Source organism: Massilia pseudoviolaceinigra, from assembly GCF_030846505.1.
GTDB classification, from domain to species: Bacteria; Pseudomonadota; Gammaproteobacteria; order Burkholderiales; family Burkholderiaceae_D; genus Telluria_A; species Telluria_A violaceinigra.
In genome coordinates, this window is the sequence record NZ_JAVCWL010000002.1 from 200019 (window position 1) to 217131 (window position 17113).

14 protein-coding genes and 1 pseudogene are annotated in these 17113 nt (G+C 64.5%); 11 read left to right on the forward strand and 4 right to left on the reverse strand.

Features of this window, described 5'->3' with window-relative positions; genetic code table 11:
* Nucleotides 1-259: 259 nt before the first annotated feature.
* Nucleotides 260-637, forward strand: a complete 378-nt coding sequence (locus RBA40_RS02865) for an HNH endonuclease (protein ID WP_306645801.1) — start codon at nt 260-262, stop codon at nt 635-637.
* Here RBA40_RS02865 and RBA40_RS02870 read toward each other — a convergent pair.
* Together RBA40_RS02870 and RBA40_RS02875 are read right to left on the reverse strand one after the other, a co-directional pair.
* A complete protein-coding gene (locus tag RBA40_RS02870; RefSeq protein WP_306645804.1) occupies nt 603-956 on the reverse strand; it encodes a hypothetical protein in 354 nt (117 codons plus the stop codon). The two genes, RBA40_RS02865 and RBA40_RS02870, sit on opposite strands and share 35 nt — an antisense overlap.
* Nucleotides 957-1109: 153 nt before the next feature.
* Nucleotides 1110-1907, reverse strand: a complete 798-nt coding sequence (locus RBA40_RS02875) for an MBL fold metallo-hydrolase (protein ID WP_306645806.1) — start codon at nt 1905-1907, stop codon at nt 1110-1112.
* 110 nt (nt 1908-2017) lie between these two features.
* Between RBA40_RS02875 and RBA40_RS02880 the strand changes: the two genes are divergently transcribed.
* Nucleotides 2018-3034 (forward strand): GlxA family transcriptional regulator, encoded by a 1017-nt coding sequence (locus RBA40_RS02880; RefSeq protein ID WP_306645808.1) that lies wholly within the window; start codon nt 2018-2020, stop codon nt 3032-3034.
* A 143-nt stretch (nt 3035-3177) separates the two neighbouring features.
* Nucleotides 3178-3420 (forward strand): annotated as a pseudogene (locus tag RBA40_RS02885) (transposase); the annotation flags it as partial.
* On the opposite strand, the gene RBA40_RS33510 reads toward RBA40_RS02885, so the two are convergent.
* A complete protein-coding gene (locus RBA40_RS33510) occupies nt 3377-3745 on the reverse strand; it encodes a hypothetical protein (protein WP_374710449.1) in 369 nt (122 codons plus the stop codon). The pseudogene RBA40_RS02885 and the gene RBA40_RS33510 overlap by 44 nt on opposite strands.
* A gap of 335 nt (nt 3746-4080) precedes the next feature.
* Between RBA40_RS33510 and RBA40_RS02890 the strand changes: the two genes are divergently transcribed.
* Nucleotides 4081-8112 carry a two-component regulator propeller domain-containing protein gene (locus RBA40_RS02890; protein ID WP_306645810.1) on the forward strand — a complete coding sequence of 1344 codons (4032 nt, stop codon included), beginning with the start codon at nt 4081-4083 and terminating at the stop codon, nt 8110-8112.
* 3 nt (nt 8113-8115) lie between these two features.
* Here the strand turns inward: RBA40_RS02890 and RBA40_RS02895 are convergent, their stop codons facing one another.
* Complete coding sequence (locus RBA40_RS02895; protein WP_306645811.1) at nt 8116-8724, reverse strand: response regulator; 609 nt, start codon at nt 8722-8724, stop codon at nt 8116-8118.
* A gap of 337 nt (nt 8725-9061) precedes the next feature.
* Here RBA40_RS02895 and RBA40_RS02900 point away from each other — a divergent pair, with 337 nt between their 5' ends.
* From RBA40_RS02900 to RBA40_RS02930, 7 genes are all read left to right on the forward strand, one after another.
* On the forward strand, nt 9062-12163 hold the full coding sequence (locus RBA40_RS02900; RefSeq protein WP_306645813.1) for an ATP-binding protein: 3102 nt from the start codon (nt 9062-9064) through the stop codon (nt 12161-12163).
* A 252-nt stretch (nt 12164-12415) separates the two neighbouring features.
* On the forward strand, nt 12416-12913 hold the full coding sequence (locus tag RBA40_RS02905; RefSeq protein WP_306645815.1) for a hypothetical protein: 498 nt from the start codon (nt 12416-12418) through the stop codon (nt 12911-12913).
* A gap of 8 nt (nt 12914-12921) precedes the next feature.
* Complete coding sequence (locus RBA40_RS02910) at nt 12922-13785, forward strand: S8 family serine peptidase (protein ID WP_306645817.1); 864 nt, start codon at nt 12922-12924, stop codon at nt 13783-13785.
* Nucleotides 13782-14723: a cyanobactin maturation protease PatG family protein gene (locus RBA40_RS02915; RefSeq protein ID WP_306645819.1), complete on the forward strand. Its 942-nt coding sequence runs from the start codon at nt 13782-13784 to the stop codon at nt 14721-14723. Before RBA40_RS02910 ends, RBA40_RS02915 begins: the two co-directional genes overlap by 4 nt.
* Before the next feature lie 11 nt (nt 14724-14734).
* Entirely contained in the window at nt 14735-15637 is a 903-nt protein-coding gene (locus RBA40_RS02920; protein ID WP_306645821.1) for a hypothetical protein, read from the forward strand.
* 68 nt (nt 15638-15705) lie between these two features.
* Nucleotides 15706-15972, forward strand: coding sequence for a hypothetical protein (locus RBA40_RS02925; protein ID WP_306645823.1), 267 nt, complete (start codon nt 15706-15708; stop codon nt 15970-15972).
* Between the two features lie 11 nt (nt 15973-15983).
* Nucleotides 15984-16919 carry a hypothetical protein gene (locus RBA40_RS02930; RefSeq protein ID WP_306645825.1) on the forward strand — a complete coding sequence of 312 codons (936 nt, stop codon included), beginning with the start codon at nt 15984-15986 and terminating at the stop codon, nt 16917-16919.
* Nucleotides 16920-17113: the final 194 nt, after the last annotated feature.

Here is a 17113-nt window from a genome sequence, read left to right on the forward strand (position 1 = left end):
ACGGGATCTGGTGTGCATTGAAATAAGCAGCGGCCGGGTGCGCCGCATGCCGTCCGAGTTTCTTGAGGCGTATGTCCCTGGCGCGTAATTAACGCGTATCTGTTGCTGGTTGAAATACTTGAAGTTTTTCAATACTTGAGCAACAATCGAAACGGGCTGATCGGAGATCAGCTTGTTTGGCCGTTTGACTGAGTCGGCGGTGCCCGGAGGACGCAAAGCGCAACCGGGATCACCCCCTTTCACGACTCAGGAAAAAACGATGCCCGACAAAATCAAAGCCGTCAAGGCTGCGCGCGCACGCGCGTTTCGAATTCAAGCAGGTCACTGTTGTTATTGCGGCTGGCCGATGTGGCTCGACAATCCTTCAGCTTTCGCTGCTCGTTATAACCTCAGCAGGCGCGAGGCGGCTTGGTTCCAACGCACAGCGGAACATTGCATAGCCAAATGCGAAGGTGGCACCAATCGGGCGGAAAATATCCGGGCTGCTTGCCGCTTCTGTAATCAACGGCGTCATCGCCGCGCGACTGTTCCAGATGCAAAAGCCTATGCGTGCCTCGTTCGCAATCGCATGTTGAAGGGAGGTTGGCACTCGCCAGCACTGTTCAAACGAATGCCGGTCCCGTACTTTTCCTGGTGAAGCCGGGGCAGCGCGTCCAGGTAGGCCCGCTCGATCTGCTCGCGGCGCCAGTGGTTGGCCAGCACGCGCTGCGAGCCGGCGCGGCGACGGACATGACACGGTTCCTGGTCGGGTGCCTTGCACCGACAAATGTAAATATCCCGGCCATCAGTTCGGGATGGTGGACGGTGACTTCAAAGAAAAACGCCAGTCCGGTGATCGTCACGTTCAGGGTGTTCGACGTGAAGCCTTGATCAACCAGATGCAGTTGGAACAAGCGCACATCCGCTTTTGCCATCGAGCTTTGTGATACGCCATCTATTTTCGTCACGCTGCTCAATTTGATTTCGTAAACGAACCTGGCTGCGAAGTGCCGTAGCCTTTCATTGAGTGCGATAAATCAGTGATGCGCAAGCCAGCCACTAACGAACTGCTCTCCAAGCGACGCATGACAATCTGGATTGTGGAACGCTTGCTGGCTCTGGTTGAACTGCTACGCCGCTGCCCGAATTTTTTCGAACTGCATAGTCTCGCCGTCCCGCGGGATGGACAAGCGGTCCTTCATGCCCGATTCCACGGCCGCTTGTCGCAGGTCATCGTGCTGCACCGGGCAGTGGCTCAACGCTCCCATGTGGTTTGCTACAACGCGCCCTTTGGCGATTCGCATGAATTCAACGACCTCGTCCGCTCCCATGATGATGTCACCGCCAAGATCGAAATGCGCTCCGCCGGCAGGAATCACGCAAACCTCTGGTTGGTGGCGTCGCACGAAATTGCGGACCTCATCGGTCAGGACCGTATCACCGGACAAATACAGGCTCGGCTCGCCTGGCATTTCTATGAAAAAGCCAACCCCATGTTCCATTACTGCGCCCACCAAGCCAAGGCCGTGGGTACAGCGAACAGTTCGGATCACGCCGTCGAGAAACGGTTGCGGCTCCGAGTGATTCTCAGGTAATGGCAGAACAGTCAAGCCACGCTTGCGAAGATGCTCAACATCATGGGGAGTGCAGATCACTGGAATCTTGCGCTCGCGCAGCCAATGCTTTGCAGCACGGTCGAGGTGGTCGAAATGCCCTTTCTGGCAATGCGTTATTAAGCAGTGTGTCACGCCTTCCAGCGCCTTGCTGGCGTTGGAGGGCAGTTCCACGGTCGGGTTACGCAAGCGTTTGCGCGCGAAGAGGCGCAACGGCGGCAGTGCATCCTTTCGCGCCAGCATCGGGTCGACCAGAATGTTGTATGGGCCGACATGGATAATGATCGTGGCATTTCGCAGGTGAGTGATTCGCATTGCAATTCCTTTCAGGATGGGGGGCTTACGCCACCAGCAAAAACATTATCCGCCCCTGGCGGTAACGCGAGAATTGGCCATATCGCTGAAAAATATGGCAATATGGCCAAATGACTGTGAAGAAAATTGATGTATTGGCCTACGATGGCTGCATAGGGATGGAAGTCTTTGGGCTTTGCGACACACTGCTGCTTGCAAATCGTATCGCGGCAGCGATGCGGGGCGCCGCCGCCGAGCCATTGTTTGAAGTTCGTGTCACTAGCGTCGCCAGAGGCACCATTCTGGCGGCCGGTGGCGTCGGTATAGGCACCCAAAAGTTGCGCAGCTCGCAGAACCTGCTCGTGATACCGGGAATGGACATTAGCGACCGCGATGGCTGCACCCGTCCACACGAAAAATTGGCGGGCGAAGTGAAGGCCATAGCGCAGGCCCACGCGCGCGGCGCTCCGGTCGCGTCAATGTGCGTCGGCGCCTTCCTGCTCGCCGAAGCGGGCCTCCTGGACGGCCGCCGCGCAACCACATCCTGGATGTTCGCTGCCGACCTCGCACGACGTTTTCCGTTGGCGCGAGTCGATGTAGCTGCAATGGTAGTTGAGGACGACGGCGTCATCACGACCGGCTCATTCACCGCCACCTTCGATCTGGCGGTGCGGCTTATTCGTCAGGCTGCAACGCCGAAGGAGGCGCGGGCAGTAGAGCGCACGGCGCTGCTAAACCTGCGGGCCAGCCAGGCGGCATACATCGACACTGGCATGACCGCCGCACCATCCGGACGCTTTTCCGACAATGTGCACAGGTGGCTCAGCGCAAACCAGTCCAAACCATACGACCTCTCCTTGCTGTCAGCCGCGTTCCATGTCAGTGCCCGTACCATGTTGCGCCGTCTGAAAGTGGAGACTGGGCAGACACCGCTGCAGTACCTGCAGGGCGAACGCATCAACATGGCTAAGCGTTTGCTGGAATCGGGGACCCTCAGTCTGGCGCAAATAACGGAGCGCGTCGGCTATCTGGATGTCGCTACCTTTAGCACACTGTTCAAACGCCTCACGGGACAGTCTCCAGCGCAGTACCGGCGCAGCTTTAACGTGCATGCTATTGACGCCGACCGAAAATTGACTCACTTATAAGCTCTCGCGCTGACCGAAAACTGACCCAGGTGTTCTGTGGGTACGAGTTCAAAGTCCGCTTTTGGCCTATTGCGTTGAAAAAGTCCACTCGAGCTCGCGATGTTAACTGCTTATCACCGTCAAACAGGCCTCAAAGGAGGAGGCTGAGACGATGGGGCGTCAGGCAACGAAGCGAGAGCCATTTTGTTGTGCTCAGTCCGGAGGAATATGTTCCCGAAGACTATCTGCTCAGAGCAGTGAACCGGTACCTCGACCTGAGCGAATTTCGGCTGTCCCTGGCCGATTCATATAGCCATACTGGTCGGCCGTCGATTGATCCCGAACTCATGGCGTGCATGCTGATCATTGGGTACTGCTATGGAATCCGGTTCGAACGCAGGTTGTGCATGGCTGGTCCAGGGCGAAGCATTTGCCACCGATGCCAGCATGATCGAGGCTGACGCACGGCGTCAACGTTACCGGCTCGGCGGCGTTGATAGACACCGATATGCCTTTGATCGTGGCGCGGCAGGAAGCCTGAAGATGTTCCAGCAGTTGTTGCCCGATCCAGATAGGCGTTTTGGGTCCGAAGGCCGATGTCAAGCTCGGCAGCAGTGCCAGCATACACAGCACCCGCGCTTTGGCGAGCGCGGCCCGCAGGCCGTGCTGGCTGGCCGGGAATTGACCCGAAGAGATCGGCATTGCGCGAAATTCTGTAGCGAAACGATTCATGAACGTCTCCTGTTATCGTTGTAAATACACGCAGGCCGGTCTCCGCATATTTCGTGCCATAAATTTTATTCGGTGTGAATTCAAGGGGTTAGCATGCTCCATGAGGCTGTTTCACGAGCGTTGTGGAAAAAATATCGACATGGCCTGGCGCCGATCCGCTCCCGGCCCGACGATGTCCAGCCGTTCATCTTTCACCTGAGCACGCGATTTTTCGGGCACACTATCGGGTATCGCCTCGAATCAGAACCAACCCAGCTTCCCGCATGCAAGTTGCATCCTTCTCCCGGGTCCGGGCGACGCCAGCGCGGCGCTCGCCTGCCTTGATCCGCGCCCTGATGAGCGGCCGGACAACCATCGGCGCTTTCAGCAAGCAGCTTGTCGGGCCAAGCGTCGATGCAGGAAGGGTCGTCGCCGCGCTGGCAGGCCCGGCACGCGTCGTGCGCTGGCTGTGCGCCATCGGTTTTGCCTGCATGCTCCTGATCGCCAGCGCGGCGGCCACCGGCGCGACGACCTCGCCGCTGCGCTTTAACCGGCTCGACGCGCTCGGGCTGGACGAACAGAGCGTCGTCGCCATGCTCCAGGATCGCCAGGGCTTCGTATGGATCGGTACCGCCAACGCCGGCCTGTACCGCTTCGACGGCTACCGCATGGTCCATTACGTCAATGCCCCCGACAAACGCCGCAGCCTGCCCGGCGACGCCGTCCTGGCTTTGCACGAGGATGGCGCCGGCCGCATCTGGGCCGGTACCGATGGCGGCCTGGCGCGCTTCGAGCCGCGCTCGGACGACTTCACCCTGTTCGCGCCGCCCGCCGGTCCCAACAACCATCGGGTGGTCAAGGCGATCGTCCCGGACGGCGCCGACGGCATGTGGCTGGCCACCTGGGGCGGCTTGCAGCATGTCGATCCGGTCCGTGGCCGCTTCCGCCAGTTTGTCCACGATCCCGCCAATCCGGCCAGCCTGTCGAGCAACGATGTGAACGCAATCACGCTCGACGCCCACGGCGGCGTGTGGGCCGCCACCTGGGCGGGCGGGCTCGACTATCTGGCGCCGGGCGCGTCCGCGGTCATCCATCACCGGCTCGACGCGCCGCGCGCGCCCGACCCCGGCATGAACCGGGTGCGCGCCTTGCGCACCGACCCCGGCGGTACGCTGTGGATCGGCACCGACCGCGGCGTCGTCACCTGGGACCCGGCACGCGCATGGCAGTCGCGGCGGCCGCTCGCTCTGGCACCGACCCGGGTCAACGCGTTTTACCCCGATCAAGGCGGCGTGATGTGGATCGCGACCCTGACCGGCCTGGTGCGCTGGAAGGGCAGCGACGGCAGCATGACGACCTTCACCCACCGCGCCGCCGATGCGCACAGCTTGCCGAGCGACCATATCCGGACGGTGATGCGCGACCGCGGCGGCATGCTGTGGGTGGCGGTGCAGACCGACGGCATCCGGCTGGCCAATCTGAACAGCGAAGGCTTCGTGCGCTACCTGCCGCACGATGCGCAAGGCGCTGGCGAGCCGGTCAGCAACGCGATGCTCAGCATGGCGCAAGCGCCCGGCGGGCGTCTCTGGCTGGGCGGGCGCAGGGGCTTGTCGCTGTTCGCGCCCGCCACCGGCGCCGTTTCGGCCATCGCGCGCGGCGCCCTGGGCGAGAGCGCCATCCATGCCTTGTACCAGAGCCCGGGCGGACCGTTATGGCTGGGCACCTCGTCCGGCCTGTGGCGCATGGCGCCCGGCAAGGCGCCGCTGCCTGTCGCGCAGGTCACGCAGCCCGGCACGAATGCCATCAATGCCATCGCGCCGGGGCGGGGCGGGGCGCTGTGGCTGGGCACGGGCGACAGCCTGATTCGCTACGACAGCGCCAGCGGTGCGCAGCGGACTTACCGGCACGACCCGGGCGACACGGCCAGCCGGGCGGTCGATGGCAGCAGTTGCCTGCTCGAAGACAGCCGGGGCCGCCTCTGGGTGGGGTCCGAATACCATGGCGGCGGCCTCGACATGCTCGACCCGCGCAGCGGCAAATTCGTCCATTTCCGCCACGATCCCGCACGGGCCGACAGCTTGCTCGACGACAGGGTGCGCACCCTGTACGAAGACCGCGACGGGCGCATCCTGGTCGGCAGCGCCGGCGGCCTGAACGTGGTCGAGAGCGCTGCCGACGGCACGCCGCGCCTGCGCTCCCTCACCGGCGCGACGGGCCGCTGGACGCCCGCCATCGCGGCCATCCTCGACGACGCCGCCGGCCGCATCTGGGTCAGCACGGCAACCGGGCTATCCGTGCTCGATCCGCGCAGCGGCGCGTTGAGCCATTTTCATGTGGGCGATGGCCTCACGGGCAATTTCCGTGGCGGCGTGGCGCTGCGCGGCGGCGATGGCGAACTGTATTTCGGCGGCGCCAAAGGCATCACCGCGCTGCGGCCCGGGGCGGTGCGCGCGGCGTCGACGCCGCCCCAGGTGGCCATCGTCGGCATCCATGTGCTGAACGGGGCGCCGCAACCAGGCCAGTTCGATGCCGGGGTGGCGCTGGACGCGGCCGGCAGCACGCCGCTGAGCCTGGACGTGGCGGCGGGGGAGCGCGGCTTTGCCGTCGAGTTCGCCGCCTTGCATTACAACGACCCCGGCAAGAATCGCTACGCCTACCGGCTGGCCGGCTTCGAGCGCGACTGGGTGCGCACCGATGCCGCCCACCGCCGCGCCACCTACACCAATCTGGACCCGGGCCGCTACCGCTTCGAGGTACTGGCCGCCAACGACCAGGGTGTCTGGAGCGCCCGCGCGGCCGCCATGGTGGTCACGATCGCACCGCCATTCTGGAAAACCTGGTGGTTCCGCCTGCTGGCGGCGGCATTGCTGGGCGGCCTGCTGCTGGCGGCGTTGCGCCTGCGCGTGACCTTGCTTACGCGCCGCCGCAACGAGCTCGAGAAGCTGGTGATCGAACGCACGGCGGAGGTGCTGCTGCAAACGGAAATCATTGAAATCGAAAAAGCCGAAGTCGAGCGCCAGAAAACGCGGGTGGAACAGGCGCACCGCAATATTCTGTTTCTGAGCGAAGTGGGCAGGCAACTGTCCGCCACCCTCGATCCGGAGGCGGTGATGCTCACCGTCTACGAGCAGGTGCGCTCGCTGATGGATGCCAGCGTCTTCGGGATCGGCATTTGCCAGACGCAGCCGGGACCGATCGCGCTGGCGTTCTGGATCGAGCGGCAGCGGCGCATGCCGCCGCAGGAAACCATGAGCGATCCGGACAGGTTGGCGGCCTGGTGCGTGGAACGCCAGGCCGAGGTGGTGATCAACGATATCGACCGCGAGCTTGCCACTTACCTGGCGCCCGGCGCGCCGTGCAGGCAGGGCCAGGCGCATGGTGAACGGCCGCGCTCGCTCCTGTTCGTTCCCATGCTGATCAACGGACGCGTGTTCGGCGTGCTGACGGTGCAAAGTTTCAGCAAGAATGCCTATCAGAGCGTGCACGTCAACCTGCTCAAGGCGCTTGCCTCGCACGTGGTGGTGGCGATGGATAACGCCAATGCCTACCAGCAGCTGTCGCAGGCGCTCGATGCGCTCACCCGCACGCAGCAACAGCTGGTGTTGCAGGAAAAGATGGCATCGATCGGCACCCTGACCGCCGGCATCGCGCACGAGATCAACAATCCGGTCAACTTCGCCCACGCCGGCGCGCAAGTGCTGGAAGTGACCCTGGAGCGGTTTCGCCGCTTCCTGCTCGAGCTGGCGGGCGAGGAGAGTGGGGAGGCGGTCCTGGCCAGCCTCAATCAGCGTATCGACGAACTGGTCGGCCAGCTCGCCACCATCGTCGACGGCACCTCCCGCATCCGCACGCTGGTGGCCGACCTGCGCGCATTCTCGCGCCAGCAGGACAGCCACAAGGTTCCGGTGGCCGTCGGTGCGACACTGTTATGCACGGTCAACCTGGTGCGCACCTATTTTTCGGACGAGACCGACATCGACTGCGAGCTGGAGATCGATCCGGTGATCGAATGCCGGCCGGCGCGGCTCAACCAGGTGTTCATGAACCTGATCGTCAATGCCTGCCACGCCATCCGCAGCAAGCGTGCGCAGCACCCCGGCAGCGCGCCGGGCTTGCTGCGCATCAGCAGCCGCATCGAGCGCGAGCTGCTGTGCATCGATTTCGAGGACAACGGCTGCGGCATTCGCAGCGATCTGGTCGGACGCATCTTCGATCCGTTTTTCACCACCAAGGGGGTGGGCGACGGCACCGGGCTGGGTTTGTCGATTTCCTTCGGTATCATGGAGGAGCACGGCGGCGCCATCCTGGTGCGTTCAAGCGAAGGCGAGGGCAGCTGTTTCACCGTGCAGCTGCCGCTGATCGCGCAAGGCCAGAGCTGCGCCGCATGAGGTTCAGCCCGGCCGGTCCTGCCCCGTGCCGCGCAGGGCGCGCAGTTCGGCGTCGAGCGTTGCCATCTCTTCATTGGCTTGCCTGACGCCGGCCAGCATGTCGCCCGCCTTGCCCGAGCGGTCGGAGCACTGCGCTTCGAGTTCCTGGTGAAATTGCGCGAGCTGGCGCTCGCTCTCGAACGACGCCACCGCAATGCGCACGGTCAGCAGGAACTCGGCGGCATCGAAGGGCTTGGCGATGAAGCGATAAATCTCGCCCTTGTTGATGGCGTCGACGATCGCGTCCAGGTCCAGGTAGCCGGTCACCAGGATGCGCCGTGCGTGCGGCAGGCGCGGAAGAACCTGCTCGAACAGGTCGACCCCGGTCATCTTCGGCATGCGGTGATCGCTGATCACGCAGGCGAGCATGCTGGTGTCGGCCATATCGTCGATCAGCGCGAGCGCTTCCTGGCCGTCATTGGCTTCGATCAGATGAAAATACGGCCGCAGAATGGCGGCCATCACCGAGACATTGGAATCCTTGTCGTCGACGATCATTACCGTGTGCCGAAAGACGCGCTGCGCCAGGTCGCTTTCGATCCTGGCAAGACGTTCCTGCTTGAAAATGGCCATAAGTTGCTTGAAGAGAGTGGAGCCGCATGAACGACAGCGTTGCATGCAGGGTAGCGATCCTTATACACAAATTCATATAAGCGGTCAACGCGCCACGGGTGGCGCGGTGGCCGCAATAGCATCGGCGCCATGAACCGGGGGAAACCCACATCTTTCCTTATACGTCAATCTGTTACGTCGGTTTTTTGAGCGGCTGAAATGGCACTTGCGCGCGCCCACTCAACTCACTATGCTTACATTATTGTTTCTATCGCAACCTTTTCGGGGCAGATGGCTCTCCGTGACTTACGCTAAATTAGAACGGCCGCGACTGCACAACGCTTACCTGCGACCGCGTTTGTTCGAGCAGCTTGCCGCCCTGTGCGCGGCGCACCCCATCATCTGGATCAGCGCGCCGCCCGGGGCAGGCAAGACCACGTTGACAGCCACCTTCCTGGCGCGCAGCGCGCCTCCCACGGCCTGGTGCCAGCTCGACGAAGGCGACTCCGATCCGGCTACCCTGTTTTTCTTCCTCGGCGAAGCGGTGCGCGAGATGGAGTGCGCCCAGGCTGCATCGGCGCCCGCGCTGCGCGAGCATCTGCCCACGCCGCTGGAGCAGGTATTTTTTCGCGATTTTTACGGCAAAATGCCCAGGCGCAGCGTGCTGGTGCTCGATAATGCGCACGAGTTCGACTGGCACAATGCCGGGGGCCTGCTCGAAACCGCCCTCAACGCCGTGCCCGCGAATGTGAATGTGATCGTGCTCAGCCGCGAGCCGCCGCCGCCGCGCCTGAGCCGGATGGAACTCGACGGCCGCATCGCCACCCTCGGCGCGCGCGATCTGCGCTTTACCGCCGCCGAAGCGATCGAGCTGGCACAGCCCACTCCCGCGCACGCGCAGGAATTTCATTCCCTGGTTGAGCAGCTCGACGGCTGGGCCGCAGGCATCATCATGTTGCGCAACCACCTGCATCATGCCCAGCCCTCGGCCACGCCCATCCTCGACAGTAAGGACGCCGTATTTCGTTATTTTGCCGGGGAAATCTTCGACCGCATGCCGGCCGACGCCCGGCGCCTGCTGCTGTTGCTATCGTGCCTGCCGGGCGTGACCTGCGCCGACGCCGAGCAATTGACCGGATCGGACGCGGCATCGCAGCTGCTCGAAACCCTGTACCGCAATCGCCTGTTCGTCGAGCGCCGCGGCGACCAGCCGTACACCTACCATTTTCACGGCTTGTTCAGTGAATTTCTGCAATTGCAGGCGCGCCAGGGGCTGGCCAGCGTGGAGCGCCACGCCTTGCTCGTACGCGCCGGTACCATGTTCGAAGGGCGGGGCCGAATCGACGAGGCGGCCAAACTGTATCAGGATGCGCAAGCCCACGAGGAACTGGTTGGTTTCCTGTTGCGCCGCGCCGCCGACATGCTGGCGGCGGGACGGGCCCACACCTGGCGTGAATGGATGAGCACCTTGCCGGCCAGTTACACCGACATGGCGCCGTGGCTGTGGTACTGGCATGGCGTCTCGCTGATCCAGGTGGCGCCGCTGCGCGCGCGCCGCATGTTGCAGCGTACCGCGCACAGTTTCGCCGAGGCCGGCAACGATGCGGCCCTGCTGGCCACGGTGGCGGCGATCATCGACAGCTACGACCATGAATGGACCGAACTCGAAGCCTTGCCCGCCTGGATCGACCGGCTTGGCGAAGTGCTCGCGCGCAGCGACCTGGCGCGCATGGACCCGCTGCTCGACTTGCGCGTGCACTCGCGCCTGATTCTCGCGCTGCTGCTGGTCAAGCCCGATTCGCCCTTGCTGGCTCCGGCCGCCGAGCATGCGCTGCGCGCGCTCCGGAATGTCGACAGCCCGTTCGAAAAACTCATGGCGGGCGCGATCCTGCTGCGTTACTTCGACTGGAACGCGGCGCGCGACGCCGCCCAGTGGCTGGTGGCGGACCTGAGCCGGATCGCCGAGGATGCGGGCGTGAGCGCCTTTCACCGGGTCTGGTGGCACGGCCGGGTAGCGCGCTGGTACAGCAAGGACGGCAAATACAGCGAGGCCGAGAAAAGCGCCGGCGACGCGCGCAGCATCGTCGCCAGCTTCGGCCTGAATCCCTTGCTGTTCCAGTTTCTCGAACTGGATCATCTGCTCGGCGTGCGCGACCTGCCCGCCGCGCGCGCCTTGCTGGACCGGGTGCGCCCAGCGCTGGTTCCCACGAGCAAGACCGACTGGATCGAGTTTCATTCGCTCGACATGCAATGGCATGCGTTGTCGGGCGACATTCCCGCAGCCGTGCAGGCGGCGCTGGCCCTGATGGGGATGAGCGCCGAGGTGGGCATCGCCAGCGCCGGGCTGGCCCGCTCGGAAGCCTTGCTGGCGGCCCTGTACGCGCTGGCCGGCGACGTCGAGCAGTCGCAGGCCTGGTTCGGCAAGGCCGCATCGCATGCCTACGGGCATGACGCGCTGCTGGTGGAGGAAGCGCGCCAGTTCGTGCTGGCCTACCTGTGCTCGGCCGGCGGCGACGAAGCCGGTGCCGCACGCTTGTTGCGGCCGGTGCTGACGGCGCACCGCTTGCGCCAGTCCAGCCGGCTGTTCGCCGCGATCCCGGTGCTGGCCAGCCATCTGGCGGCGCTGGCGCTGAAATACGGCATCGAAACCGAGCACGTGCGCGCCCTGGTGATCCGCCAGCAGTTGCCGGCGCCGCAGCGGCGCTCGCCGAACTGGCCGTGGCCAGTCGCCGTGCGCACGCTCGGCAAATTCGAGCTGACCCTGTTCGGGCAGCCGGTTGTCGCAAATGGCAAGGCGCAACAGCGCCCGCTGCTGCTGCTCAAGGCCCTGGTCGCTGGCGGCAACGCCAGCCGCCCTCAAAAAATGCTTTGCGACCAGTTCTGGCCCGACGGCGACGATCCGCGCGCCGCCCTGCACATCACGGTGCACCGCCTGCGCAAGCTGCTGCAGGGAGACGACCTGGTCCTGATGACCGCGGGCGCGGTGCAACTGGCGCCCGACAGGGTGTGGTCCGACGTGGCGCTGCTGGCCGAGCTGTGCACCGAGATCGACGGCTTCAGCGAAACGACCTTGCTCGCTTGCGTCGAGCAGGCCAGCGTCGCCTTGCTCGGCATTTACCAGGGCAGCTTTTGCGACGAAGGGGAGGGCGGGGCGATGGCGGCGGCGGCGATCCGCTGGCGCAACCGGTTCCTGACGGCCAGCACGACCCTGGGACGCCTGCTCGAACACGGCCAGCGCTGGCATCATGCGCTGGCCCTGTATCAGCGCGCGCTCGATGCCGAACCGCTGGCCGAAAACCTGTACCGGGGCGCGATGCGCTGCGCGATCGCGCAAAACGATGCCGGATCGGCCCTGAGCACCTACCGCAAGTGCAAGGAAATGCTATCGATCGTCATGGGCCGCCAGCCATCGGCCGAAACCGAACAACTGGCTAGCCAGCTGGGCTTTCGCACCCAGTAACGGCGCAGCGCCGGCCTGTGCGCCGTCGCGCTGCCTGCGATACTTGCCGCCACTAGCAGAGTGATCAGGTCGGCAATCAACCATTGATATTTCTCAATGCCGCAGTATAAGAAGGGCAACAGACTTTAATAAGACGTCCCCTCGCTGTGCTACCAAGGCCGGGCATGTTTCAGCGGTAAGCGGTGAATATCCTCCTGCCACGTTTTGCTGCGACGAACCGATGTGCTCCGTGCCCCTTGAAGGAGAGAATCAATGAACTCGCTCCGCATGGTCTCCGCTTTGCTCGCCCTTGCCTTGTCCGCTTGCACCACGCCGCTGGACCCGATCGCGGTCATTCACTATCGGCAATTAGGCGTGTGCACGCACGCGCAGACGGGTAGCGGCGCCATCACGGCGCCCGCCGGCCACGCGATTGCCGTCTTCAAGGTATTTCGTATCGATAACACCAAACTCGGCAAGAGCTGGTCGTTCGACTCGGCGGCCATGCAGCTCGCTTCGCCCCCGATGAAGCAGAACCTGGGCGGCACCGGCCCGGTACCGGTCGGTGCCGGGCAAGCCGTGACGCTCAATGCGCGGATCGGCATCCTCGTGGAAACGGAGAAACCGGACGGATCGGACGCCGCGGCAACCAACTACTTCCTCGCGTATCCGATGGTGCCGCCAGCTCCGGGCACCCTGGGGGCCAAGGAAAACGCGTCGCAGGTGTCCTACCCCTTCGCCGCCGACTGCAACGCCATTGCCGGCGGCTGACCCGGGCCATGGATGGCGTGTCGAGAAGCTTCATACTGAGACAAGCGGGCATTGCCGTATCGCCAGGGCATTTTCGCGGCAGCGCCGCGTCGGCCCGCATCGCGCTGCTGGACGGTGCCGCCGACCTCGCTCACCCCGCATTAGGCGGCGAGCGCATCGTGACATCGGCGGCGCCGGCGTCAAGCAGCGCCGGCGCGCACGCGACGTTTTGCGTTTCACTGCTCGTGGGCAATGACGACGATGCGCGCCAGGGTCGCGTGCTGGCCCTGTGCGCGGGGGCCACTGTGTTCAACTTCCCCGTCATCGACGACGCCATGTTGCAGGGGCGCGCATCGATCGCGGCCACCGCCGACGCGCTCGCACGGGCGCTGCGGCAAGCCGTCGACGCCGGCTGCCGCACCATCGTCTTTTCCACCGAGCTGCTGCAGGCCGATTCGCCCCACTGGCGCTGCCTGCGCGATGCCGTGCAATGGGCGCGCGCGCAGGGTGCCATCGTCGTGGTCCCGGCGGGCAATCACGGCGCCGGCTGGGGCCAGGTGCCTTGTCCGTGGCCCGGGATCCTGGTGGTCGGCTCGATTGGCGCATCGGGAAACATTTCGGAATTTTCCGCCCACGCGCGACGCCTGCCGAATGTCGTCTACGCGCCTGGCGAGCAGGTTCCCGGAGCCGGAGCGGGCCACGGCTACGAGCTGCGTTCCGGGACCAGTTTCGCGGCGGTGCTTGCGGCCGGCGCGCTGGAACTGCTGCGCGTGAGGCGTCTCTCCGATGCCTGGCCTGATCTTGTCGCTACGCTGTTCAGACCACCATGGCGTTTTTTGGACGCCTCCGTACTTTCCCAACCAAATTGCCTTGCCCAGGAGATCCCGATATGAATGCGATGCAGCCCGAGACGTCCCCACTCCCCGCCAACGTTCCCGGATCGCCAGCGGCCACGGCATCGGCCGCGCCGTGTCCCGATTGTGCCGGCAAGGCCCGCACCAGCGTGTCGGAACAGTATGTTTACGCGATCGGGCAACTGGAAGTGCGCTTCCCCTCGCTGGGCATCGAGCGCGAGTACCAACAACGCGAGTGCGCACTGCGCGAGTCGAGCGGTCTCGCGCGTGGAGCCCGCATCTGTTCGGTTCTTGAGCGCAACCCACATCTGGCCATGCGCATGAGCTACATCTTCCTGATCGACGGCATGCCCGCGTATGCCATCAATCCGGCCGGGGGGTTCATGAAGGAGGCGCTGTTCGACGCCGTTGCCGGCTGCGACGACCAAGCCCATTTCTGCGTGCTCGTCGGGCGTACGGGCACATTCGCGGCAGCACCCGCGCACGGCGGTTTGCTGCTGACGACGGTATCGGCCGACCAGCTCTACAACTTCTCCTTGTCGGAATGGGTCGAGGGGCTCACCCGCAGCGCGCAGCCGGTGCTCGAATCGCGCAAGATCGACCCCGCGCACTTCGACGCCGTGGCCCGCAACCTGTTCCGCGACACGTCCCGCACCCCGGAGAACCTGGGCGCCACCGAGGGCCACCGCGCGCTGAACTATCTGCTGGTGCAGCATCCCGGTATCTTCCTGGCGGCTGCGGAACGGCCCGGTCACCACCTGGCGGGCCTCGAGACGCGCGTGCATCAGACCGTGGGCGGACGGCGCCACGTGATTGTCATCCTGGCATTCGTCGACCGCGCGACCGGCGTCGCCGAGCGCCTGTATTGCACCGTCGACGTGACCGAGGAATGGCCTTTCGTGGTGGGCACGGAGGCGTCCACGTCGGCACTCGGCCTGGCTCCCTTTGTCGACAGCGCGATGTACGCGGTCGGCTGAGGATGCGCGCCATGGGTGCCGCTGCGACTTTCCAGCAACTCTTTCGAGGCGCGCTCAGCCGCCAGGTGGAGTACAGCTACAGCGACGACGAACATCGCTTCAGCAGCATGATCCCGCTGACCGGGAGCCAATTGAACGACCTGGACGTGCTGGCCGGCGAGATACCGTACGCCGGCGACTGGGCCTGGTCGGTGCGGCGCTTCGCGCAAGCGGTCCGCCCCGATGCATTTCTGCTGCGCCTCGATTGGCACGGGAACGCGGCGAGTGCGGTCACCTTGTATTGCCGGTTCCCGGGCGAGCCGGACGAGGCCGCGTTTCGATCGGCGCTCGCGCATGCCCGGCCATTCGAATGGAACGGTCCCGGGCCGGACGATGTCGCGCGCGCATTGGGCGTGAACGGTCCGCGCGGGATCGCTTTCCGTTCCAGCGACAAGGGGATGAACAACACGGCCTTGTATTTCAAAAGCGGGGAACACGCGGGCAGGGCGCTCGGAGAAAGGATGCCTGCCTTGCTGGCCGCCTGCGGCTACCCGGCAGGGCTGCAATCGCTGCTGGAGAAAGACTTGCACGCGCTGTACCGGCCTGGCCCCGTCGGCGTGATCGGTGTGGATGACGGGCAAGAGGGACAGGCTAGGGCCTTGAAGTTCGATCCCGCCAACGTTGCGCTGGACATCGCCTTCGATTTCCTGGCGCGCGCCCGGGTCCCTGCAGAGCGTATCGACACGCTGCGCCGGACCGCGCGCGATCTCCGGGCTGACGCGGCGAGCTACCTGAGCGCGCAATACGGTCCCGATGGCCTGCGGGGCTGGCGCATCTATTTCGCTTGCGAACCTTGCTGCACCAGCGTGCCGGCACGTCCCGTCATCGACACCCAGAGAAACCTGCGGGAACTGCGCCGCCTGCCGCACTACTAGCACCAGGTCGGGCCGTGATAGTGCGGTCCGAATATATTGCCCATCAGCAACGATTGAAGGAGAATAAAATGTTACCAGGATTCACAGCATTGGAAGCCTCGCAACCGGCCGTCGCGCTGGCCGGCCCCTGGGATTCGGCGGCCGCGTGCAGGCCGCTCGGGACCGATACCTTTTGCACCGCCTTGGTCCAGTGGTGCAAGGATGTCTATTTCTGCCCCGGCGGATCGGCGCCCGTCAGCTGGAACGGCGTCTTCGTCGGCTACGGCACCCTGGACACCCACACCCCTTATCCCTGCGGCGTGTGCATTGGTGTCTCGAGCCCGGACGACTGGTGAATCGGGGTCCCGTGCCAGCGCCTTTCGAGCGCGCCATCCGCGATGCCATTTCGGGCGGCATCGATTACCTGTTATCGCAGCAGGATGACGACGGGTTCTGGCGCGAGTTCGAGCTTGCGCCCGGGCCGTCCGAAGCATGGACGACGGCGTGGGTGGGTTGGTGCCTGACAGGCGCCGCCGACCCTGGCCCTGCGGCGCGCGTGCGGGTTCGTGCGGCGCTGGCACGCGCCTGCCGCGCGGTCTGTTCCGCCAGGACCGACGCGGGGTGGGGCTACAACCGCCGCACAGGTGCCGACGCCGATTCCACGGCATGGGCACTGCGGTTCTGTGCGGCCCAAGGCATGGCATTCGATGGTGCCGGCCTGCTGGCACCCTTCGTCGATGCGGGCGGGGGCGTCCACACCTTTGTCGAGCCAGGATGGGGGCGTTGGACCGACGCGCACGATGACGTTGCGGCAAACGCCGGGTTGGCATTGCTCGCCATGCCTAAGGCGGGCGCCGCGCTGGAACGGATCGTGCGCAGATTGATCGAGCGCTGTCCCGGCCACACCTTTTGGTGGTCCACCCAGGCTTACGGCATCGCCTGGAGCCTGCGATTGGTGAGTGCCTGTCCAGCCCAGGCGCCGGGCGGCCGGCCGGTCGGGTTTCGGCAGGCGCTGGACGCAGTACCCCGGCCCGGATCGGGCTTCGACGTCGCGCACCGGCTTCTGGCCGCACTGGCCCTGCACGATGCCGACGCAGCCAACGGGTGGTGCGCCGTGCTGCTCGACCAAGTGCAGTCGCCTGCCTGGCCGGGGGCCCCAGTGCTTCTCGTGCCGGATCGAAAGGCGGACACGTCACTCGATCCGCAACCGGAGATGAAGGCATTGTTAACCACCTCGATATGCGTGCGTGCGCTGTCCGATTTTCTTCGGCTTCCGGGGGCCATCGCGTCGTCCTCCAACTGAGGGGTGCTCAAGCGCAGTTTTGCGGGCCGCGCCGGGACAGCTGTAAAAAGCGAATCCCGGCGCGCGTGCCGACCTAGCGCATTGTTTCCCTACATCAAAAAACGAATTCTTCAGCAAGCCCAATAAATTTCGATCAATAAACTCTGATCGTGCTAATCGTTACAATTCCCTCCAGATAATGCTTCGCGCATAAA

Excerpts from the sequence above, each read along its gene's own strand:
- RBA40_RS02865 (WP_306645801.1), top strand. The coding sequence starts at position 260 with ATGCCCGACAAAATCAAAGCCGTCAAGGCTGCGCGCGCACGCGCGTTT.
- RBA40_RS02875 (WP_306645806.1), bottom strand. The coding sequence starts at position 1,907 with ATGCGAATCACTCACCTGCGAAATGCCACGATCATTATCCATGTCGGC.
- RBA40_RS02880 (WP_306645808.1), top strand. The coding sequence starts at position 2,018 with ATGACTGTGAAGAAAATTGATGTATTGGCCTACGATGGCTGCATAGGG.
- RBA40_RS33510 (WP_374710449.1), bottom strand. The coding sequence starts at position 3,745 with ATGAATCGTTTCGCTACAGAATTTCGCGCAATGCCGATCTCTTCGGGT.
- RBA40_RS02890 (WP_306645810.1), top strand. The coding sequence starts at position 4,081 with ATGAGCGGCCGGACAACCATCGGCGCTTTCAGCAAGCAGCTTGTCGGG.
- RBA40_RS02895 (WP_306645811.1), bottom strand. The coding sequence starts at position 8,724 with ATGGCCATTTTCAAGCAGGAACGTCTTGCCAGGATCGAAAGCGACCTG.
- RBA40_RS02905 (WP_306645815.1), top strand. The coding sequence starts at position 12,416 with ATGAACTCGCTCCGCATGGTCTCCGCTTTGCTCGCCCTTGCCTTGTCC.
- RBA40_RS02910 (WP_306645817.1), top strand. The coding sequence starts at position 12,922 with ATGGATGGCGTGTCGAGAAGCTTCATACTGAGACAAGCGGGCATTGCC.
- RBA40_RS02915 (WP_306645819.1), top strand. The coding sequence starts at position 13,782 with ATGAATGCGATGCAGCCCGAGACGTCCCCACTCCCCGCCAACGTTCCC.
- RBA40_RS02920 (WP_306645821.1), top strand. The coding sequence starts at position 14,735 with ATGGGTGCCGCTGCGACTTTCCAGCAACTCTTTCGAGGCGCGCTCAGC.
- RBA40_RS02925 (WP_306645823.1), top strand. The coding sequence starts at position 15,706 with ATGTTACCAGGATTCACAGCATTGGAAGCCTCGCAACCGGCCGTCGCG.